Here is a 21799-nt window from a genome sequence, read left to right on the forward strand (position 1 = left end):
TAGGTCAGCGTTGCGCCGTTCGCCAGTCCGGATTGATCCACGGCCCCCGGTTGTCGCGCGGAAGGGGTGTGCGCCCGAGCACATGATCGGCCGCCTTTTCGCCCACGAGGATCGAGGGCGCGTTGGTGTTGCCGTTGGTGATACGCGGAAAGATCGAACTGTCGGCCACGCGCAGCCCTTCGACCCCGATCACCCGGCACTCCGGATCGACCACGGCGTTTGGGTCGTCCGTCGCCCCCATCCGCGCGGTGCCGCAGGGGTGATAGGCGCTTTCGGCATGTTCGCGCACGAAGGCGTCGATCTCGCCGTCCGTGTCCCCGCCGCCCGGCTGGATCTCGTGTTTGACGAACTCCTCCATCGCGGGCTGGCGGAAAATCTCGCGCGTGAGCCGCACGGCCCGGCGCCAGTCCTGCCAGTCCTCGTCATGGCTCATGTAGTTGAAGGTGATCCTGGGCGGGTCCGCCGGATCGGCCGAGGCCAGCGTGACCGCGCCCCGCGACTTCGACCGCATCGGTCCCACATGCGCCTGAAACCCGTGGCCCTCGGCAGCGGCCTTGCCGTCGTAACGAACGGCGATGGGCAGGAAGTGGAACTGGATGTCGGGGTATTCGACGCCCGCCTGCGACCGGATGAAGGCACAGCTTTCGAACTGGTTCGATGCGCCATGCCCCGTCCGGGTAAAGAGCCACTGTGCCCCGACCCAGGCTTTGCCCAAGAGGTTCCAGTAGCGATAAAGCGTGATCGGTTTCTTCGAGGCGTACTGCATGTAGACCTCGAGATGGTCTTGCAGGTTCTGGCCCACGCCGGGCCGATCAACCCGCACATCGATCCCGTGATCGCGCAGGTGCGCACCCGGCCCGATCCCCGACAGCATGAGCAGCTTCGGCGTGTTGATCGACGAGGCGGCGAGGATTACCTCGCGGGTGGCGCGAATGGTCTCGTCCGCGCGGCGCGCGATCTCGACACCGACCGCGCGGCCCCCCTGGAACACCACCCGTTTGGCGAGCCCATTGACCAGCGTCACGTCCCACTTCGCCATCGCGGGCTTGAGGTAAGCATTCGCCGCCGACCAGCGCCGCCCCTGCCAGACGGTCATGTCGAAGGCGCCGAATCCCTCCTGCTGGTGGCCGTTGTAATCGTCCGTCACCGGATACCCGGCCTCGCGCCCCGCCGCGACGAAGGCGTGGAAGAGCGGGTTCCACTGCCGCGCCTGCTGGACGTGAAGCGGCCCTTGGGTGCCGCGCCATTCGCTGTCACCTTTGCCGTGCCAATGCTCCATCCGCTGGAAGTACGGCAGCACATCGGCATAGCCCCAGCCGCTTGCGCCGCTCTCGGCCCAGTGGTCGTAATCCTTGGCGTGCCCGCGCACATAGACCATGCCGTTCACGGACGACGACCCGCCGACCACCTTGCCGCGCGGCACCGCCATGCGGCGGTTGTTCAACTGCGGTTCCGGCTCGGACGAGAACCCCCAGTCGTAGCGCGGCATGTTCATCGGGTAGGACAGCGCCCCCGGCATCTGGATGAACGGCCCCGCGTCGGTCCCGCCATGCTCGATCACGATGACCGAATGCCCGGCCTCACCCAGCCGGTAGGCCATGGCGCAGCCAGCCGATCCGGCACCGACGATCACATAGTCCGCTTGCATTATTCCCGCCTTTCGATGCCTAGAACGGGGCTTCCACGTCGCCCATCCGCACATAAACCGACTTCACTTCGGAATAGTGGTTGATGGCTTCCTTGGAGTTCTCGCGCCCGACGCCCGAGGCTTTGACGCCCCCGAAGGGCGCCTCCACCGGCGCGTCGTTGTAGGTGTTGATGTAACAGGTGCCCGCCTCGAACCCGGCGGCCACGCGGTGCGCGCGGGCCAGATCACGGGTGAACACGCCTGCCGCCAGCCCGTATTCGGTGGCGTTGGCGCGGGCCATAACCTCGTCCTCGTCCGTGAAATCGAGGACGCACATGACGGGGCCGAAAATCTCCTCCCGCGCGATGGTCATGTCGTCGGTGACGTCGGCGAACACGGTGGGTTCCAGATACCAGCCGCCCCGATCCGCACGCGTGCCGCCCGCGACCAGCCGCGCCCCTTCTTCGACACCCTTGGCGATGTAGTTCATGGCGATGTTCATTTGGCCTTCGCTGACCATCGGGCCAAAATTCGTCGCCTCATCCAGCGGATCGCCCATGACGGCTTTGCCCAGCCGTTCAGCGAGCCGCGACAGGAACGCCTCCTTGATGTCGGCATGCACGAAGACGCGCGTGCCGTTGGAGCAGATTTGCCCCGACGAATAGAAATTGCCGAGGATCGCGCCCGAGATCGCGTTCTCGATATCTGCGTCCTCGAACACGATCATCGGGGACTTGCCACCAAGCTCCATCGTGACGTGCTTCATGCCCGCCGCCGCCGCTTGATAGACCTTGCGCCCGGTCGGCACCGATCCGGTGAGCGAGACCTTGGCGACCCGGTCGTCGCCCACCAGCGCCGCCCCGACCTCGCCCGCGCCGTTCACCACGTTGAACACGCCGTCGGGCAGGCCGGCTTCTTTCAGAATTTCCGCTACTTTCAGGGCGCAGAGCGGCGTCGTCTCGGACGGCTTGAACACCATGGTATTGCCGCAGGCGAGTGCGGGCGCGGCCTTCCAACAGGCGATCTGGGTGGGATAGTTCCACGCGCCGATGCCGACGCAGACCCCAAGCGCCTCGCGCCGGGTATAGACGAAATCGCCGCGCGGAAGCTGGATATGCTCGCCCGTCAGCGCCCCGGCCAGCCCGCCGAAATACTCAAGCGCGTCCGCGCCCGAGGTCGCGTCGGCCACCAGTGTTTCCTGCAACGGCTTGCCGGTGTCGAGCGTTTCAAGCTCCGACAGCTCGCGGTTGCGTTCGCGGATCAGGTCAGCGGCCCGGCGCAGAATGCGCCCCCGCTCGGTCCCGCTCATCGCGGCCCAGGCGGGCTGGGCGCGTTTGGCGGCGGCAATCGCCCGGTCGACGAGGGCGGGGGTGGCGGCGTGGACGGTCGCGATCTGCTCGCCCGTCGCGGCATAGATCACCGGGATCGGCGTGCCGCTGTCGTCCTCGACATAGGCGCCGTCGATGAAATGGCTGGCGGTCGGTTTCGGGTCGATCATGTCATTCTCCTCGCGGAAAGCGCTGGCTTTCTTCGACTTCGTTCAGGTCCATGTGGTTGCGCATGTAGCGTTCGGAGGCGCGTTGCAGCGGCTGGTAATCCCACGGGTAATAGCTGCCGTTGCGAAGTGCGTCGTAAACGACCCAGCGCCGGGCCTGGCTTGCGCGCACATCGGCATCGAACCGCTCCAGATCCCACGCCGCATCCGCCATCTTGCGAAACTCGGCAAGGAAGGGGTTTTCCGGCTCGGTTTCGGCAAGGTTCACCCGTTCCTGCGGGTCGGCCCCAAGATCGAAGAACTGGTCCGGGTCCAGCGCGCAGCGGGTGTATTTCCAGCGGCCCTGCACCAGCGCCACGAGCGGCGCATAACTCGCCTCGGCGGCGTATTCGATCTTCACCGGCGTCTCGCGCGCCTGATGATAGGCGACCGGGCACAGGCTTTGCCCATCGACCCACGGCAGAATGTCTGACAGGTCCAGCCCGGCCAACTCGCCCAGCGTCGGCGTCACGTCGAGCGTCGAGACGGGCGTTTCCTCAAGCCGCGGCTCGAACTGGGGCGCGGCGATCATCAGCGGCACGCGGGAAGAGCCCTCAAAGAAGCTCATCTTGAACCAAAGCCCGCGCTCGCCCAGCATATCGCCGTGGTCCGAGACAAAGAGGATCGTCGCCTCCTGCCGCGTCGTCTCCAACGCCTCAAGAATTTCCCCGATCTTGTCGTCGAGATAGCTGATGTTGGCGAAATAGGCGCGGCGCGACCGGCGAATATCGTCGTCCGAAATGTCGTAGCTGCGCCAGTCGTTCGCGTCGAAGATGCGCTGGGAATGGGGGTCGTGGTCCTCATAATCCATCGCGGGCACTTCGGGCAGCAGATGCGCGCAGTCCTCGTAAAGATCCCAGTATTTCTTGCGCGCCACGTAAGGATCGTGCGGATGCGTGAAGCTGACCGTCAGGCACCACGGGCGGTCGTCCTTGGCGCGGGCGAGGTCATAGACCTTCATCTTGGCGAAATGCGCGACCTCGTCGTCGTATTCCATCTGGTTGGAAATCTCGGCGACGCCCGACCCGGTGACCGAGCCCATGTTGTGATACCACCAGTCGATCCGCTCACCGGGTTTGCGGTAATCCGGGGTCCAGCCGAAATCGGCGGGGTAGATGTCGGTGGTCAGCCGTTCCTCGAACCCGTGCAACTGATCCGGGCCGACGAAATGCATCTTGCCGGACAGCGCCGTGTAATAGCCCGCCCGGCGCAGATGGTGGGCATAGGTGGGGATGTCCGACCTGAACTCGGCGGCGTTGTCATAGACCCCGTTCCGGCTGGGAAGCTGCCCCGACATGAACGCCGCGCGCCCCGGCGCGCAGAGCGGCGAGGCGGTGTAGGCGTTCTTGAACCGCACCGATTTTGCCGCGAGCCGTTTCAGGTTCGGGGCGTGAAGCCAGTCGGCAGGACCATCGGGAAACAGCGTTCCGTTCAACTGGTCCACCATCAGGATCAGGATGTTCGGCTTGGTCATTTGGCCTCCAACAGACGGTCGAGCACGTCGGTCACGCGGGCCACGGCGGACACGCCATCGGGCGGTGTGCCGAGCGCGTGGCGGATGTAGACGCCGTCGATCAGCGCGGCGAGCGTTTCGGCAATGTCCGCCGCCCGGTCGCCCGCGAGGGGGCGCAGATCGTGGATCAGGTTCGACCGCAGGCGCGCGTGATAAATCCGCAAGAGCCGCGCGCCGCCCGGATCGCCCTGCGCGTGGACGTAGAAGTTCAGCCAGGCGGCGATCACCGCAGGCTCGAAATTCCCAGCTTCGAAGGACGCGCGGATGATCGCCTCCAACCGCGCGCGCGGCGTGGTGGCCTGCGCCAGTTCCGCGCGCACCCAATGGCCATAAGTCGTCAGGATGTGCTGCATCGCGGCCAGAAGGATGCGGTCCTTGGACCCGAAGTAGTGATGCGCAAGGGCCGGGGACATGCCCGCGCGTTTGGCGATCTTGCTCACCGTCACGTCGAGCGAGCCCATCGCGCCGATTTCAGCAATCGTTGCTTTCACTAGCGCCTCTCGGCGAATAGGCTCCATTCCAACCTTTGGCATAACTCACCCTTGTAACGCGGGCGCCAAAGTGTTCTTCTTTGATTGACTCGTCAATCAATAAAAACAGGGAGCAATAGAATGACCATCAAGACGACCCTTTCCGCGCTGGCGATCTGTGCCGCTGCGGCCCCGGCTTTCGCGCAATGCGACGAGGTCACGTTTTCGGACGTCGGCTGGACCGACATCACCGCGACCACGGCCGCGACGACCGTGATCCTCGATGCGCTGGGCTATGAAACCGACATCAAGGTGCTGTCCGTGCCGGTGACCTATACTTCGATGGCCGAAGGCGACATCGACATCTTCCTCGGCAACTGGATGCCCACGATGGAAGGCGACATCGCCCCCTATCGTGAGGCCGGAACGGTCGTGACCGTCCGTGAAAACCTCGAGGGCGCGAAATACACCCTTGCCGTGAACAAGGCCGCCATGGACCTCGGCATCGCCGACTTCGGCGACATCGCCAGCCAGCGCGAGGCGCTCGAAGGCAAGATCTACGGCATCGAGCCGGGCAACGACGGCAACCGGCTTATCATGGACATGATCGAGGGCAACGCCTTCGACCTCGAAGGCTTCGAAGTGGTCGAAAGCTCCGAGCAGGGGATGCTGGCGCAGGTCGACCGCGCCACCAAGCGCGACGAACCCATCGTGTTCCTGGGGTGGGAGCCGCATCCGATGAACGCCAACTTCGAGATGGGTTACCTGACCGGCGGTGACGAATTCTTCGGCCCCGATCTGGGCGGCGCGACGGTCTATACCAACACCCGTGCCGGCTATGTCGAAGAATGCCCGAACGTCGGCGCGCTTCTCGGCAATCTCAAGTTCACCCTCGCCATGGAGAACGAGATCATGGGCGCGATCCTGAACGATGGCGAAGACCCGACCGATGCGGCCTCCGCCTGGCTTGCCGCGAACCCGGATGCCTGGAAGCCCTGGCTCGACGGCGTGACCACCAAGGACGGTGGCGATGCGGTCGAAGCCGTGACCGCCGCGCTCGACTAAGACCGGACGGGCGGCGGGGGAACCTGCCGCCCTTTCCATATGCGCGCGATCCTCGTCTCACTGCTCTTGTCGTCACCTGCCATGGCGGCCTGCCCGACCAAGGCCGATCTGGCCGAGGGCGTGACGCTCGTGCGCGCCTCGCCCCTGTTCAAGGTGATGTATCGCGAAGAGGACGGCGTTCTGACCGAATACCGCCAGATGTCGCGGCTGGAGGGCGAAGTGCGTCGCGCCTCGACCTACGCCAACGCGCTTGCCGTCGAACAGCAGGAAAGCGCGAACGGCATTATCTCTTTCGACTACATGGCCGATATGGATGCCGCGTTGAAGGTCGACGAGACCGGGGATTTCGCCGCCATGTTCGGGCTGATCGTCGACGGAAAACGCTTCGGCACGGGTCACTATCGCCTGTTTTACGAGGGCGAGGGCCGGGTCAGGATCGGCGACTGCGTCTACGACACCTGGGTCCTGCGAAACGAGAACGCGATCGAAGGCATGGAGCCGATCCATTTCCTGTGGGACTACGCGCCCGATCTGGGCGTGGTCGTGCGCACGGAACAGGTCGATCCGCGTGGCCGCACGCTTTCGGTCGTCGAATACGACGGCGCCGTGGTGGGAGAGATCGAATGAGACGCATCACGACGCTCGCCCTGATCGTCGCCGCCGGTCCCGCGATGGCGACCTGTCCCACGCGGGCCGACCTGCGTGAGGGGATCGTGCTGGTTCAGAACGAACCGATCTTCATCCGCGCCGATATCGAACTGCGCCCCGACGGGTTCAACGAAGTGCGCCTCATCACCGATGCCGACGAGGTGAAATCGGTGGTCACCCTGACCTACGACCATGCGCTTGCGCCCACGTCGGTGAACGAGGGAGGCGAGGTGCGGCTTCTGTCCTATACCGGCGACACCGGGGCGCTCGACGACCTCGCCCGTCTCGGCGATGTTTCGCTCTCGTTGACCGAGGTTTCGATGAGCGAGGAAACGACGCGGCCGGTGCTGTTCAACCATGTCGGCGACGGCACGCGCGGCATCCTCGACTGCACCTATGACACCTGGACGATCCGGGTGATGGAGGCGGGCGCGACCGGCGAGATCGACACCCGCGAGGTCGAATATGCGCCCGAAATCGGCGCGATCCTGTCCGAACGGCGGATCACGCCGGATGGGGACGAGACACTTTACGACTACACTTGGATCGGCACATCCGCCGACGTGGCACGATAGGGGGCACATGGACTGGCTCGAAGATACGAAAATCCCGGTCGGCAAGGTGGCGCGTGACGTCTTCGACTGGCTTCAGGACGTGGGCGGCCCGGTGTTCGACTGGATATCCGTCGCGGGCGAAACCATGATCGACGCGATCCTCTGGGTGCTGCAAACGCCGCCGCCCCTGTTGATCGTGGCCGTCTTCGCGGTGCTGACGTGGTTTTTGCAAAAGAACTGGAAGATCGTGGTCTTCGTCGTCCTCGGTTTCCTGTTCATCATGAATCAGGGGTATTGGGAGGAGACGACCGAAAGCCTCACCCTCGTCCTGTCGGCCTGCGTGGTCTGCATGGCGATCGGGGTGCCCATCGGCATCGCGGCGGCGCATCGGCCGAAACTCTACGCCGGGATGAGGCCCGTCTTGGACCTGATGCAGACGCTGCCGACCTTCGTCTACCTGATCCCGGCCATCGTGTTCTTCGGCATCGGCATGGTGCCGGGCCTCTTGGCCACCGTGATCTTCGTGCTCCCCGCGCCGATCCGGCTGACGCACCTCGGCATATCCTCGACCCCGATGGCGCTGAAAGAAGCCGCGCAGGCCTTTGGCGCGACCGGGCGGCAGCTTTTGTGGAAAGTCGAACTGCCCTACGCGCTGCCGCAGATCATGACGGGCCTCAACCAGACGATCATGCTGTCGCTGTCGATGGTCGTCATCGCGGCCCTCGTCGGTGCAGACGGGCTGGGCGTTCCGGTCGTGCGCGCGCTCAATCAAGTGAACACGGCGCTGGGGTTTGAAAGCGGCTTCGTCATCGTCGTCGTGGCCATCATCCTCGACCGCATGCTGAGGATCGAACGCAAATGACAAATGCCGTGGAATTCGACAACGTCTCGATCGTGTTCGGCGACCAGCCGGATCAGGCGCTTCCGCTCATGGACGAGGGGCAGGACCGCGCCGCCGTTCAGGAAGAAACCGGGCAAGTGCTGGGCGTGCACGACTGCAAGCTCGACGTGGCCGAGGGCGAGATCCTCGTGCTCATGGGGCTGTCCGGCTCCGGCAAGTCCACGCTTTTGCGCGCTGTGAACGGGCTGAACCCGGTGGTGCGCGGTTCGGTGCGCGTGTCCGACGGCGGGCAGATGGTCGATGTCACCCATGCCGACGCGGCGACCTTGCGCCATATCCGGCTCAACAAGGTGTCGATGGTGTTCCAGCAGTTCGGGCTGCTCCCGTGGCGCACCGTGCGCGACAACGTCGGGCTGGGGCTGGAACTGGGCGGACAATCGCGGGCCGAGCGCACGGCCAAGGTGGACGAACAGTTGGAAATCGTGGGGCTGACCGACTGGGCCGACCGGATGGTGGGCGAACTGTCGGGCGGGATGCAGCAGCGCGTGGGCCTTGCCCGCGCCTTTGCCACCGGCGCGCCGATCCTGTTGATGGACGAGCCCTATTCGGCGCTCGACCCCCTGATCCGCACCCGGCTTCAGGACGAGCTTCTCGACCTTCAGGAACGGTTCAAATGCACGATCATCTTCGTCAGTCACGATCTGGACGAAGCATTCAAGATCGGCGACCGCATCGCGATCATGGAGGGCGGGCGCATCGTTCAATGCGGCACCCCGCGTGAGATTTTCACGGCCCCCGCCAACGACTACGTGGCCGATTTCGTCGCTCATATGAACCCGCTCGGCGTGCTCACCGCCCGCGACGTGATGGAGCCGGGCGAGGGCGAAGGGCAGATCGACGCCGCCACCAAGGTGGGCGAGGTGATGGAACGTCTGGGGCAGGGCGGCCCGCTGTCGGTGGTCGAGGACGGCGCCGTGCTGGGCCGCGTGTCGCAATCCAGCGTCCTCGCCCGACTGGTCGATCCGCGCGGGCGCTAGGCACACGGGAAGGTGGGCTTTCATCCGGCGGGGAATCGGTTACGGTTTCCCGACGAGCAGTTCCGAGGTCCGTCGTGCGCAAAACACTTCTGTTTACTCTTGCCGCAACGGTCCTGGCCTCCGGCTGCGCGCGCACCCTGACCCCGAACGAGACCGTTTTCGCCAAGAACCTTTTCGGCGACACGCTGGAGATCGAGGGGATCGAGGTTCTGGCGGGCGCAGGCGTTCTGCCGCTGCCGCGCGATTATCCGGCGCTGCGCGACCCGTCCGAACCGGTCGAGGCCGCCCCGCCGCCGCGCAAGGCACCCGATGACCTTTGCGTGCGCAAGCCCTCGCCGCGCCGCTACTGGGATTGGCCCGCCGCCTTCGTCCTCGACGACAACATCTATTTTTCCTACCGCTGGTATCCCGAAGATGCCTTCGCGGGCCTGCCCGACAGCGCGCTTTACCCGGTCGCACCGATCATGGCGCATGAGCTTGTCCATGTCTGGCAATGGCAGAACCGCGCGCGCACGAACTACTCGCCGCTGGTGTCGGCAGGCGAAAGCATCGAGTCGAAAGACCCGTATTTCTGGGTGCCGGAAGCGGGGCGCGAGTTCCTGACCTACGGATATGAACAGCAGGCCGCGATGGTCGAGGATTTCGTCTGTTACGTCCTCTTCGATCCCAAGGATGCCAAGGTCGATGAATTGGCCGACATCCTGCGCCCGATCCTGCCCGTCGACACTTTCATCGCCGCCTACGCGCGCTAGGTCGTTTTCGCACCGCGAAGCGTCGGGCCAAATTGCCCGCTTTCCCACGGTTGCGCCATTTTGGGCGCGGACATGGAAGGGAGTCGCGTGATGGCGAAACAAGTGAAAGCTCTGGTTGTCGGGGGCGGTGCCGTGGGCACCTCGATCGCCTATCACCTGGCAAAAGCGGGCTGGTCCGACGTGGCGCTTCTGGAGCGGGACGAGCTGACCTCGGGTTCGACATGGCACGCCGCCGGTCTCCTGCCGCTCTTCAACATGGGCTACGCGACCAGCCACATCCACGACTATTCGGTCAAGTTCTACAAGACGCTGGAAGAGGAAACCGGGCTGGACGCGGGCTTTTTCGTCGTCGGCAACCTGCGCATGGCGCAGACGCAGGCGCGGATGGACGAGTATCAGCTTTATGCCTCGACCGCCGACACCGTGGGCATCCCCTACGAATTCCTCTCGCCCGCCGAGATCAAAGACCGCTGGCCGCTTCTGCGCACCGAAGACCTGATCGGGGCGCTGTTCCACCCGACCGATGGCTACATCAACCCCGCCGACGTCACCATGGCGATGGCCAAAGGCGCGCGCCAGCGCGGGGTCGAGATCATCCGCAAGCGGCAGGTGGACAGCTACGAATGGGCGGGCGACCACTGGATCGTGCGCGGCACGGTGATGGGCGAGCGGGGCGGAAACCTCGTTCCGACCGAAGAGACCTTTGAAATCCACGCCGAGCATGTGGTGACCGCGACCGGCAACCACGCGCAGCGCACCGCGCAGCTCTTGGGCATCAAGATGCCCGCGATTCCGGTTGAGCATCAGTTCATCGTGACCGAGCCCGATCCGGCGCTGGTCGAATACCGCAAGACCCAACCACAGCACCCGGTGCTGCGCGACGCCGACGCCAAATGGTACGTGCGCGAGGAACGGGGCGGCTGGATTCTCGGCCCCTATGAAGAAGGCGCGCCCGCGCGGTTCGAACACGGCGTGCCCGACAGCTTCCGGGCCGACCTGTTCCCGCTCGACCTCGACCGGATCGAAGAAGAATACATGTCGATGATCCACCGCATTCCGTCTTCGGAAACGGTCGGCCTCAAGGACGATTTCAACGGCCCGATCTGCTACACGCCCGACGGCAACCCGCTCGTCGGCCCCGCCCCGGGCCTGCGCAATATGTGGCTGGCCGAGGGCTTTTCCTTCGGGATCACCGCAGCGGGCGGCACCGGATATTACCTTGCCCAGATGATGGTCGAGGGCGAGGCCGAGATCGACATGGCCGCGCTCGACCCCAAGCGGTACGGGCAGGACTGGATGACGACCGAATATGCGGCCCGCAAGAACGAGGAATGCTACGACCACGTCTATATCCTGCACCACCCGGACGAAGAAAGGCCCGCGTGCCGCCCGCTTCGCACCGCGCCCGCCTATGATCGGCAAAAGGCGCTGGGCGCACAGTTCGGCTGCGTGAACGGGTTCGAGCGCCCGAACTACTACGGCCCGCTCGACGCGTCCGACGATTTCGACCACGACGCGCGGTCCTTCCGCCGTGGCGGCTGGTGGGACTACGCCAAGGCCGAAGCGCAGGCGATCCGCGACACCGCCGGTCTGATCGATGCCTCGGCCTTTGCCAAACACCGCATTTCCGGCCCCGGCGCGACCGCGTTCCTCGACTGGTTCACGACCAACAAACTGCCGAAAGTGGGCCGGATCAACCTGACCTACGCGCTCACGTCCACGGGCACGACCCGCACCGAATACACCATCGTGCGCGAGGCCGAGGATAGCTATTACCTCGTCTCCGCTGGCGGCGTGCAGGCTTACGACGAGGACTACCTCTACAAGGCCATCGAAGACAAAGAAGAGGAATTCGGGCGCATCAACCGCGAAGACGTGACCACCCGTTACGGCGTCTTCGCGCTGGCCGGACCCAATGCCCGCGACATCCTCAAGGAGCTGATCGTGGATGCCGACCCCGCGACCGCGCTGTCCAACAAACGCTTCCCGTGGCTCTCGATGCGCAACATCGAACTCAAGATGTGCCCGGTCATGGCGATCCGCGTCGCCTATACCGGCGAACTTGGGTGGGAGCTTCACCACCCGATCGAGATGCAGAACTACCTGTGGGATCAGTTGATGAAAGCGGGCGAGAAGCACGGGCTGAAACCCGTGGGTGCGCGGGCGCAGAACTGGCTTCGGCAAGAGAAATCCTACCGCGCCTTCGGCACCGAACTGGGCCGCGACGCGACCCCGATGGAGGCCGGGTTGGACCGCTTCGTGGACATGGACAAGGACTTCTACGGCAAGGCCGAGATGGCGGCGAAAGGCATCCGTTCGATGTGCGTCACGCTCCTGATCGATGGGCCGGAAGATGCCGACCCTTGGGGCCGCGAGGCGCTGTTCGACGCGGGCACCAAGGTCGGGCGTCTGACTTCGGGCGGCTACTCGGTCGCCTTCGGCAAGCAGATCGGCATGGGCTATGTGAAACCCGAACTGGCCAAGGTCGGGACCAAGCTGAAGGTCAAGATGCAGAACCGCCTGTGGGATTGCGAGATCGTGGAGGACAGCCCGCACGACCCGACCAACGCCCGCATCCGCGTGGATGGCTGACGGGTTTCATGGTAGCCTTCGGGGGGTATCCCCGGAGGCGGCCATGCCCGACGACGACCTCATAACCTGCTCCTGCCTGTGCGGCGCGGTTCGGTTTCAGATCACCCGACCGCCGAAGCTGAATTCCTGCAATTGTTCGGCTTGTAGAAGATATGACGCCCTTTGGGGCTATTCACCGCCAGCGAATGCGCGATTTCTGCAAGGCGAAGACCACACGGTTCCCTATCTGCGTGGTGAGAAATCGCTCGCCTTCCACCACTGCGCGACCTGCGGCTGCGTCACCCACTGGCAGGGGCAGGCCGACGACAACCGCGCGTTCAACCTTCGTCTGGCTGACGACCCGCGCGCGATCGACGGCATCCGCATCCGCCAGTTCGACGGGGCGGACAGCTGGACCTTTCTGGACTAGCGAAGCTCGCCCGCCGGAAAAAGCAGCCGCCCGGCCAATCGCTCCAACGGCGTCGCGAGGGTGCGCACGAATTTCACCGGATCGCGGCGAAAGCGCGGGACGTGGCCCGCCAGCCCCTGCGCTGCGAGGATGCGGGCGAAGACGGGCATCCAGAACCGGAAGGGCCGTGCCGGATCGCCGGTCGGAAAGGCAAGCGCGGCCCCGCGCGCCCAATGGCGGTGCGCGTAGGTCGAGGGTTCCGCCCGAAACGCAGCGCGCTGGGCACGCGGCACGACGAGCGCGAGCACGGGGGCGAGGCCCCAGAGACGCCAGCCGAACAGGCCGTAATTGACCACCGTCGACGCGCTGCGGTGCGTCGCATGGGCCCCCGGACGGTGCGCCGCGTAATCCGCCAGCGCCCGCGCCACCGCATCCGGCACCTCGCCCGGCTCGGGCGGAAACCCGAAATCGACCGCCAGAGCTGTTACCGCGGGATCGTCGGCACCAAGCCCGGCGACCGCAAGGTGATAGGCGTGCGCTTCCAGCGCCGCGTCGTTCTGCCCGGCCAGCCCCGGCACGATGTCGGCGGGCGTGAAGGCCGCGCGCCGAAAGGCTGCCGACGCCTGCCGCCAGAACGCATTCCGATCCGATTGCGACCGGGTGCGCACATCGGCAAAGGCCTCGCGGAAGAACAGGATCTCCAGAAATTGCGTCATCGCCACGTTCAGATGCGCGCGCAAAGGGCTCGCGCGGTCGACCGCCCCGGCCTTGTCGAAGCTGTCCACCACCAGCGCGAGGTTTTGCAGAAGGCGCGCGTTGTCCTCCATCGTGCGCGCCCGCCGCATTGTCGACTGCGCCCGCTGGCGATAGCGCGTCGCCTCGACAGCGAGGAGCGAGATCCGGTCCGCGCGCAACAGCGCCTCGACCACGAAAGGCCGCTCCTCCATCTGGGTCAGGGCGAACCGGATGCCGTGGTCGTCCAGAAAGGACCGGCGATAGAGCCACAGCCAGAAGTGCCAGCTTTCCAGAATGAAGGGATCGTCGGCCAAGGCGATGCCCGCGCGCGTTTCAGAAAACCGCCGTTCCGCCTCGTCCGGCACCAGCCGCAGCGGCTGGCCCGGTTTGCGCTCCACCGCGTGATACAGCTTTCGCCCGCGCACCATGTCGCTCGCGGTCGTATCGGCGAGCGCGACGGCCCGCGACAGAAAGCCGGGGTCTGGCATCCAGTCGTCGCCGTCGATGAACCAGACATACTCGCCCGTCGCCACCTCCAGCGCCCGGTTGCGCGCAAAACCCTGTCCGACGTTCTCGCTCAGAACCATCGGCCTGATCCGGGGATCGTCGGCGGCAAGACGGTCGATCACCCGTTGCGCGTCGTCCGGCGACACGTCGTTGACCGTGATGATTTCCAGCGACGCCAGATCCTGCGCCTGAACCGAAGCGATACAGTCCTCGATATAGGCCTCGACCCCATGCACCGGGATAATCACCGAAACGCGCGGCCTGTCGGTCTGCCCTGTGTCCGTCGCCATGCGCCGGTGACTCCCTTGTCCCTCGCCAGAACGTCTAGTGGAGCGAGGCGGCAAGGCCAAGCCGGGCGGCCCTTTCGGGGCCACGATCCAGACAGCGGCTGCCCATTTTTGCACCAACGCCGCGCATTTGTGCGCCATTGTCGTGCCCGCGCCCCGCCGCGTTCGGTTCTCGGTTGACGCGGAAATCGCGCTTGCGCTCACCTTGACGTGCAGGACGCTTAGGGTTCCGCCGCGCCAAAACGCGGGTCTGGTCCGAGAAGCGTCACCTCTCCGGCAAATTCCGAAGGGGCACACGGCGGGCCAAAATCCCGGGAGACATACTGCGCTGGTTTCGTCCGCGCCCAATCTCTTTGTTCCGCCAGTGGACCGGAACCCGACCAGTCAAAGGCGGGACGCAGAACGGGGAACATCATGACCAAAACGAACATCCTGTCCGCTTGGGCGCTCTCTCTCGGCGTCCTCGGCGCATCTCTCGCTCCGGCTCAGGCCGAGGAAAAGACCGAGTTCAAGGTGGCTTGGTCCATCTATGTCGGCTGGATGCCGTGGGGCTATCTGGAAGACAGCGGCATCATGGACAAATGGGCCGAGAAATACGGCATCGACGTCGAGATCGTGCAGATCAACGACTACGTCGAGTCGATCAACCAATACACCGCAGGCGCCTTCGACGGCGTGTCGGCCACCAACATGGACACGCTCTCGATCCCCTCGGGCGGCGGCGTGGACACCACAGCACTCATCATCGGTGACTATTCCAACGGCAACGACGCGGTGATCCTCAAGGGCGAGGGCACGATCGAAGACCTTGCGGGCAAGCCCGTGAACCTCGTCGAACTGTCGGTGTCGCATTACCTGCTCGCCCGCGGCCTCGACAGCGTCGGGCTGGCAGAGCGTGATCTGGACGGGGTCATCAACACCTCGGATGCCGACATGATCGCGGCCTATGCCACCGACGATGTGCAGGCGGTCGTGACGTGGAACCCGCTGGTGTCGGAAATCCTCGGCAGCAACCCCGACGCGACCAACGTGTTCGACTCGTCCGCCATTCCCGGCGAAATCCTCGACCTCATGGTCGTGAACTCGGAAACGCTGGCCGACAACCCGGACTTCGGCAAGGCGCTGGTGGGCGCGTGGTACGAAGTCATGGCCCTCATGGCCGCAGGCGACGAAGAGGCGCTGACCGCGATGGCCGAAGCGTCCGGCACCGATCTTGAGGGCTACAAGGCACAGCTCGCCGCGACCGAGATGTTCTATGACCCGGCCGATGCCGTTGCGCAGGCCTCGTCCGCCGATCTGCCGACGACGATGACCAATGTGGCCGAGTTCCTGTTCGACAAGGGCATCCTTGGCGAGGGCGCACCAAGCGCGGACTTCGTGGGCGTGGCCTATCCGGACGGGTCGACCAGCGGCGACGAGAACAACGTCAAGTTCCGCTACAACGCCACTTACATGCAGATGGCCGCCGACGGCGAGTTGTAAGCACGCGTCGCGGGGCCGTTCGCGCGGCCCCGCCTTGTCCCAAGGCTGACCCATGCGTCTCATCAACCGATCCCCGACCCGGCCCCTCGCGGTCGCCCTCGCGGCGGCCCCCTTCGTGGCCGTCGCCATCGCCTATGCCATCGGGTCCGAGATTCGGCTGGCCGCGAACCCGTCGGACAAGCTGCTGCCCGCGCCCGGCACGATCCTCGACACCGCGATTCGGCTGTTCACCGAGCCTGACCGCCGTTCGGGAGAAATCCTTTTGTGGCGCGACACCGCCGCCTCGCTGCTCCGGCTTCTGGGCGGTGTGGGGATCGCGGCGCTGACCTCGCTCATCCTCGGGATGCTCATCGGTCTTTTGCCCTACGCGCGGCGCGGCCTCTCGGGCTTCGTCGCGGTGCTGTCGATGGTGCCGCCGCTCGCGCTGCTGCCGATCTTGTTCATCGTGTTCGGCCTTGGCGAAACCTCCAAGATCGTGCTCATCGTCATCGGCATCACGCCCTTCATGACCCGCGATCTCAGCCAGCGGGTGCTCGACATCCCGCACGAACAGATCGTCAAGGCGCAGACCCTCGGCGCCTCCACATGGGTCATCGCCGCCCGCGTGGCGCTCCCACAAATCCTGCCGCGCCTCATCGCCAACGTCCGCCTGTCGCTCGGCTCCGCATGGCTTTTCCTGATCGCCGCCGAAGCCGTCGCCTCGGACGTGGGCCTTGGCTACCGCATCTTCCTCGTCCGCCGTTACCTCGCGATGGAGGTCATCCTCACCTACGTCATCTGGATCACGCTCCTGGCCTTCCTCATCGACTGGGCGCTCAGGCTCCTGACCCGCAAGGCGTTCCCGTGGATGGAGGCCGGGCTATGAGTTTCGTTTCCGTCCGCGACGTGTTCCAAAGCTACGGGGGCCGCCCGATCCTCGAACGCGTGAACGTCGAGGTGAACGAGGGCGAGTTCATCTCGATCGTCGGGGCCTCCGGCTGCGGCAAATCCACCTTCCTGCGCATGCTTCTGGCCGAAGAACGGCCCACGCGCGGCGTCATTTCCATCGACGGCGGCGAGCCTGCGGTCGAACCGGGGTTGGAGCGCGGCGTGGTGTTCCAGAAATATTCGGTCTTCCCCCATCTCACCGTGCGCCAGAACATCGTGGCGGGCGAGGGGTTTCAGACCGCATCCGGCCGCCTGCGCGGGGCCAAGCGTCGGGAGGCGCTGGAACGCGCTGACGCCATGCTCGACCGGATCGGCCTCAACCACGTGGCCGATCAGTACCCGGTGAGCCTGTCGGGCGGGATGCAGCAGCGCCTCGCCATCGGGCAGGCGCTCACCGCCAAACCCCGCATCCTGCTGCTGGACGAACCCTTCGGCGCGCTCGACCCCGGCACGCGGCTCTCGATGCACCAGTTCCTCACCGAGCTGCGCGCCGAAACCAAGATGACCGTCTTCATGGTCACCCACGATCTGGAAGAGGGCTTCAAGCTGGGCGACCGCGTCCTCGTCTTCGACAAGCCGCGCTGGGATCCGCACGACCCCGGCGCCTTCGGTGCGACCATCACCTATGACTTCGACGCCCGCGACCGGGGAATCCCGTTCCAGCGCATCCTCGACCTCTACCCCTCGCTGGCCCACGTCAGCTGACCCGACACGTCATGCGCCCCCGGGCTCCGCATGGCGATGAAACCAAGGCCCGGAAGCGCCGCGAGACGCGGCATGACGACAGGAGACAGCGATGTTTTCGACCCCGAGACACACCCGATCCCACCATCCCCGCGACCTCGCGGCCCGGCTGGACGCCCGTGAGCGGCGCGAACACCACCCGGACCTCACCAAGCTGGGCGGCTGGAAAGCGATGCAGAAAGAGGGCGACCTGCCCGAAGGCCGCTGGGACGAGGAGCGCCGCTGGGCGCTGCGCATGGGGCTGACCGGCGCGGACAGCATCGAAGACAAGTCGATCCCGACCTTCGCGCGGGGTGAGCTGCCGCATTACGCGGGCATCAACACGTTCCTTAAAGCGCCCTATGCCGAGGATGTGCTGGAGGTCGCGCATTACGACGCGACCGTCCTTGGTATCCCGTTCGACGGCGGCACGACCTATCGCCCCGGCACCCGGTTCGGCCCGCAGGGCGTGCGCAAAATCTCGTCGCTTTACACGCCCTACAACTACGAAATCGGCGTCGACCTGCGCGAACAGATGACGCTCTGCGATGCGGGCGACGTGTTCACGATCCCCGCGAACCTCGAGAAATCCTTCGACCAGATCACGCGGGCGGTGAGCCATGTGGCATCTTCCGGCAGCTTCCCGATCATGATCGGCGGCGACCACTCCATCGGGTTTCCTTGTGTGCGCGGGATCGCGGAAGTCACGTCGAAGAAGATCGGCATCGTCCACTTCGACCGCCACGCCGACATTCAGGAAAAAGACCTCGACGAACGGATGCACACGACGCCGTGGTTCCACGCGACGAATATGCCCAACGTGCCCGCCAAGAACCTCGTCCAGATCGGGATCGGCGGCTGGCAAGTGCCGCGCGAGGCGGTGAAGGTCGCGCGCGAGCGGCAGACCAACATCATCACGATGGCGGACGTGGAAAAGATGGGCATCGACAAGACCGTCGAAATGGCGCTCGAGATGGCGTGGGACGGGGTCGACATGGTCTATATGTCCTTCGACATCGACTCGATCGACTGCGGTTTCGTTCCCGGGACCGGCTGGCCTGAACCCGGCGGTTTCCTTCCGCGTGAGGCGCTGGCGCTGGCCTCAGGTGTCGCGAAAGAGGGGCTGTGTGGGCTCGAACTGGTGGAGGTCTCTCCCCCCTACGACACCTCGGACATCACCGCGCTCATGGGCACGCGGGTGATCGTCGACGTTCTGGGCGCGATGGTCAGCCACGGCACATTGGGCAAGCACAAGCCGCTGATCGACAAGCCGGTGCAGTTCCCGCATGGCGCGTTCGAGGGCAAGCGCTGGTCCAACCCGCATCCGCACAAGGTCGGGGGCTGATCCATGCCGCATGACCACCCGCACCACCATCATCACGATCACGGGCACCATCACCCGCACGATCACAACCACCCGCATGACGCCGACCACCTGCATTCGCACATGCACCACCATGACGAGGCGGCGGACCTTCAGGTGCTTGCCGCCCAGTTCATCGACGGGTTCGTGAAGGCCGCCGACAAGACGAGTTACCTGAAACTCGCGGGCGTCCCGTTCGAACGTCCGGGGCAGGGGGGCGACAAGGCGCTGAAGCTGGTGGACGTTGAATTGACGACCGACTGGCAGGTCGGCACCGCGTCGCCCAGTTTCGGGTCGCGCGAACTCAGCTACCTGCCGTTCCCCGGCGAAATGGTGCGCGAGCGGACGAATATGTCGCTGATCTATGTTTCGATGGACGAGAAATCCGTGCTCGATTTGCGCGACTTCCTTCATGCCCGCAAGCACGAGATCGAAGCCTGACCTTGCCCAAGGCCCTGCCGCCCGCAATAGTGGCGGCAGGGCCTGATGGGACACGGGCCTGACGGGACAAAGGCATGACGATCACCGAGACGAGCGGGCTGGGGCGCGACCCCGACACCGAGTACGAAGAGATTTGCCGCTGGCTCGGCGCGATCGAATTCGCGTGGGACATCGAAAAATCGCTCGAATTCGCGCTCTTCCGCACCTACGCGGTGCCGTCGATCTCGGGCCTTCTGGTGCGCACCGGCAAGTTCGAGGCCGAGCCGCGCAAACGGTATGACGACACCGAGCTTCTGCTGTCCGAACCGATGGAACACGGGCTGGACTCGGATCGCGGGGCCGAGGCGGTGGCGCGGATCAACGCGATCCACGGGCGCTTCCGCATCTCGAACGACGACATGCTCTACGTGCTGACCACCTTCGTCTGCGAACCCGTCCGATGGTGCGCGCGCTATGCCAAGCGCCCGTTCAGCGACGACGAAGTGCGGGCTTGGACCAACTACTACCGCGCCTTGGGCGCACGCATGGGCATCTCCGGCATTCCGGCCGATTACGCCGCCTTAGACGCCCTGAACTGCGCCTATGAAGGCGCGCAGTTCCGCTACGCCGAGAGCAACCACCGGATCGCCGTCGTCTCGCTCGACCTGCTTCTGGGGTTCTACCTGCCGCGCCCGCTTTTTTCTCTCGCCCGTCCCGCGGCCCTCGCCCTGATGGACGGCCCCCTAATCCTCGCGATGGGGTTTGAGCCGCCCTCGCGCGGGGTGCGCAAGACGGTGGAACGGGCGATGGCGGCGCGCAAATGGGTGCTTGGCAAACTTCCACGCCGCAAGAAACCGCGCCTCATCACCGCGCGCCGCCGCCCGACCTATCCCGGCGGCTACGTGATTTCGGAACTGGGCAACGGCCCCCTGCGCGCGGCGGAATAGCGGCGCATCAGAACTCCATCCAGATGGTCACCGGCCCGTCGTTCACCAGCGACACTTTCATGTCCGCGCCGAACCGCCCTTGCGCGACCTCGACGCCCTGCGCGCGCAATTGATCCGCGAAATATTCGTACAGCCGCTCGCCCTCGTCGGGTCGCGCCGCCGTGGAAAACCCCGGACGGTTGCCCGAGCGCGTGTCGGCGGCCAGCGTGAACTGGCTCACCACCAGCGCCGCCCCGCCCGTGTCCAGAAGCGAGCGGTTCATCTTGTCCGCCTCGTCCTTGAAAATCCGCAGTTTCGCGACCTTGGCGGCCAGCGTGTCGGCATTCGCCTCGGCATCGCCGTCCATCGCACAGACGAGGATCAACAGCCCCGCGCCGATCTCGCCCACGACCGCGCCATCCACCCGGACGGCGGCTTCGCTCACCCGTTGGACCAGCGCCCTCACAGCTCGTTCGCCCACGGCGGGTTGGCCCCGGCCCGCGACACGGTGATCGCAGCCGCGCGGTTGCCGAGCTCCAGCGCGGGCATCACCTTGGCCTCGTCCAGTTGGGCCAGCGCCGTCTTGTCGAGCAGCCCGGCCTGCGACAGGCCCGCCAGAAGCCCCGCGTTGAACGTGTCGCCCGCCCCGACGGTATCGACCACCTGAACCCGCTGCGCCTCGGCCCGCACCGAGCCGCCGCGCCATTGGCCGACGACCCCTTTGGCCCCTTCGGTCACACAGACCAGCGCCGCGCCGTTCGCCAGAATCTCATCCGCATCGGTGCCGAGCCAATCCATATCCTCGTCCGAGATCTTCACGATATCGGCGACCGCCAGCATCCGTTCGATCCGCGCCCGATAGGCGCGTTCGTCGGTGATGAAACCGGGTCGGATATTGGGGTCGATCATCGTCACCCGCTTGCCCGCCTCGCGCAGCATCAGCGCCTCATAGGCTGCGCCGCAGGGGTCCACGACCAGTGAAATTCCCCCGAAAAACAGGGCTTCGGCCTCGGTGACATCGGGCAGGTCGGCGGGCGTCAGCATCCGCCCCGCCGTGTTCTCGTCGTAGAACGCATACCGCGCCTGACCGTCCACCAGCTTGACGAAGGCCAGCGTTGTCGGCCGGTCCGAGCGCACCGCGACGCCCGCATCGACGTGCGAGGCCCCCAGCGCCGTTTCCAGCATCTCGCCGAACAGATCCCGCGACAGGCCGGAGAAGAACGAGGTCTCGACCCCGAGCCGCCCCAGCGCGATGGCGGTGTTGAACACGGCGCCGCCGGGGTAGGGCGCGAAGGCGGGTTCGCCGCCCGTGCTCTCACGCGGCAGCATGTCGATCAGCGCCTCTCCACAGCACAGGATCATGGCAGAACTCCGGGTCGGTTGTTAGCGGTATCAGTCCTAGCGGCCC

21 protein-coding genes and 1 riboswitch are annotated in these 21799 nt (G+C 65.4%); of the genes, 14 read left to right on the plus strand and 7 right to left on the minus strand.

The window, feature by feature from the left end:
- Positions 1-4: 4 nt before the first annotated feature.
- The 4 genes from betA to betI are packed head-to-tail and all read right to left on the minus strand — an operon-like array spanning position 5 to position 5207.
- The gene (gene betA / locus HOY44_RS14200; RefSeq protein ID WP_287435492.1) at positions 5-1648 is read right to left on the minus strand and encodes a choline dehydrogenase; all 1644 of its coding nucleotides are present in this window, start codon (positions 1646-1648) and stop codon (positions 5-7) included.
- Between the two features lie 19 nt (positions 1649-1667).
- Positions 1668-3125 carry a betaine-aldehyde dehydrogenase gene (gene betB, locus HOY44_RS14205; protein WP_287435494.1) on the minus strand — a complete coding sequence of 486 codons (1458 nt, stop codon included), beginning with the start codon at positions 3123-3125 and terminating at the stop codon, positions 1668-1670.
- A 1-nt stretch (position 3126) separates the two neighbouring features.
- Positions 3127-4635 (minus strand): choline-sulfatase, encoded by a 1509-nt coding sequence (gene betC / locus HOY44_RS14210; RefSeq protein ID WP_287435496.1) that lies wholly within the window; start codon positions 4633-4635, stop codon positions 3127-3129.
- Complete coding sequence (gene betI / locus HOY44_RS14215; RefSeq protein ID WP_287435497.1) at positions 4632-5207, minus strand: choline-binding transcriptional repressor BetI; 576 nt, start codon at positions 5205-5207, stop codon at positions 4632-4634. Before betI ends, betC begins: the two co-directional genes overlap by 4 nt.
- 78 nt (positions 5208-5285) lie before the next feature.
- Here betI and choX point away from each other — a divergent pair, with 78 nt between their 5' ends.
- The 8 genes from choX to HOY44_RS14255 all read left to right on the plus strand — a co-directional run bounded on the left by choX (position 5286) and on the right by HOY44_RS14255 (position 13042).
- On the plus strand, positions 5286-6209 hold the full coding sequence (gene choX, locus HOY44_RS14220) for a choline ABC transporter substrate-binding protein (RefSeq protein WP_138423599.1): 924 nt from the start codon (positions 5286-5288) through the stop codon (positions 6207-6209).
- Positions 6210-6248: 39 nt separating this feature from the next.
- Positions 6249-6836: a hypothetical protein gene (locus HOY44_RS14225; RefSeq protein WP_008330589.1), complete on the plus strand. Its 588-nt coding sequence runs from the start codon at positions 6249-6251 to the stop codon at positions 6834-6836.
- Positions 6833-7432, plus strand: a complete 600-nt coding sequence (locus tag HOY44_RS14230) for a hypothetical protein (RefSeq protein WP_287435500.1) — start codon at positions 6833-6835, stop codon at positions 7430-7432. Before HOY44_RS14225 ends, HOY44_RS14230 begins: the two co-directional genes overlap by 4 nt.
- Before the next feature lie 7 nt (positions 7433-7439).
- A complete protein-coding gene (gene choW / locus HOY44_RS14235; RefSeq protein WP_008330587.1) occupies positions 7440-8273 on the plus strand; it encodes a choline ABC transporter permease subunit in 834 nt (277 codons plus the stop codon).
- Positions 8270-9289: a choline ABC transporter ATP-binding protein gene (gene choV / locus HOY44_RS14240; protein WP_008330586.1), complete on the plus strand. Its 1020-nt coding sequence runs from the start codon at positions 8270-8272 to the stop codon at positions 9287-9289. Before choW ends, choV begins: the two co-directional genes overlap by 4 nt.
- Before the next feature lie 74 nt (positions 9290-9363).
- On the plus strand, positions 9364-10041 hold the full coding sequence (locus HOY44_RS14245; protein ID WP_008330585.1) for a hypothetical protein: 678 nt from the start codon (positions 9364-9366) through the stop codon (positions 10039-10041).
- A 90-nt stretch (positions 10042-10131) separates the two neighbouring features.
- Positions 10132-12633 (plus strand): GcvT family protein, encoded by a 2502-nt coding sequence (locus HOY44_RS14250; protein WP_287435503.1) that lies wholly within the window; start codon positions 10132-10134, stop codon positions 12631-12633.
- 43 nt (positions 12634-12676) lie between these two features.
- On the plus strand, positions 12677-13042 hold the full coding sequence (locus HOY44_RS14255; protein WP_287435504.1) for a GFA family protein: 366 nt from the start codon (positions 12677-12679) through the stop codon (positions 13040-13042).
- Here HOY44_RS14255 and HOY44_RS14260 read toward each other — a convergent pair.
- On the minus strand, positions 13039-14553 hold the full coding sequence (locus HOY44_RS14260; RefSeq protein WP_287435506.1) for a glycosyltransferase family 2 protein: 1515 nt from the start codon (positions 14551-14553) through the stop codon (positions 13039-13041). The two genes, HOY44_RS14255 and HOY44_RS14260, sit on opposite strands and share 4 nt — an antisense overlap.
- Before the next feature lie 207 nt (positions 14554-14760).
- Positions 14761-14870, plus strand: a riboswitch (guanidine-I (ykkC/yxkD leader).
- 94 nt (positions 14871-14964) lie between these two features.
- Here HOY44_RS14260 and HOY44_RS14265 point away from each other — a divergent pair.
- The 6 genes from HOY44_RS14265 to HOY44_RS14290 all read left to right on the plus strand — a co-directional run bounded on the left by HOY44_RS14265 (position 14965) and on the right by HOY44_RS14290 (position 20412).
- Positions 14965-16032, plus strand: a complete 1068-nt coding sequence (locus HOY44_RS14265; RefSeq protein WP_287435508.1) for a putative urea ABC transporter substrate-binding protein — start codon at positions 14965-14967, stop codon at positions 16030-16032.
- A gap of 52 nt (positions 16033-16084) precedes the next feature.
- Positions 16085-16897, plus strand: a complete 813-nt coding sequence (locus HOY44_RS14270) for an ABC transporter permease (protein WP_287435510.1) — start codon at positions 16085-16087, stop codon at positions 16895-16897.
- Positions 16894-17664 (plus strand): ABC transporter ATP-binding protein, encoded by a 771-nt coding sequence (locus HOY44_RS14275; protein ID WP_287435511.1) that lies wholly within the window; start codon positions 16894-16896, stop codon positions 17662-17664. Before HOY44_RS14270 ends, HOY44_RS14275 begins: the two co-directional genes overlap by 4 nt.
- Before the next feature lie 91 nt (positions 17665-17755).
- Entirely contained in the window at positions 17756-19027 is a 1272-nt protein-coding gene (locus HOY44_RS14280) for an agmatinase family protein (RefSeq protein WP_287435513.1), read from the plus strand.
- 3 nt (positions 19028-19030) lie between these two features.
- The gene (locus HOY44_RS14285) at positions 19031-19486 is read left to right on the plus strand and encodes a hypothetical protein (RefSeq protein WP_287435515.1); all 456 of its coding nucleotides are present in this window, start codon (positions 19031-19033) and stop codon (positions 19484-19486) included.
- A 74-nt stretch (positions 19487-19560) separates the two neighbouring features.
- A complete protein-coding gene (locus HOY44_RS14290) occupies positions 19561-20412 on the plus strand; it encodes an oxygenase MpaB family protein (RefSeq protein WP_287435517.1) in 852 nt (283 codons plus the stop codon).
- Positions 20413-20419: 7 nt separating this feature from the next.
- Here the strand turns inward: HOY44_RS14290 and dtd are convergent, their stop codons facing one another.
- A complete protein-coding gene (dtd, locus tag HOY44_RS14295) occupies positions 20420-20857 on the minus strand; it encodes a D-aminoacyl-tRNA deacylase (RefSeq protein WP_287435519.1) in 438 nt (145 codons plus the stop codon).
- Positions 20854-21753, minus strand: a complete 900-nt coding sequence (locus HOY44_RS14300; RefSeq protein ID WP_287435521.1) for a carbohydrate kinase family protein — start codon at positions 21751-21753, stop codon at positions 20854-20856. Before HOY44_RS14300 ends, dtd begins: the two co-directional genes overlap by 4 nt.
- Positions 21754-21799: the final 46 nt, after the last annotated feature.

The sequence above is a fragment of the Maritimibacter sp. genome, from assembly GCF_016774595.1.
In the GTDB taxonomy this organism is placed as follows: domain Bacteria; phylum Pseudomonadota; class Alphaproteobacteria; order Rhodobacterales; family Rhodobacteraceae; genus Maritimibacter; species Maritimibacter alkaliphilus.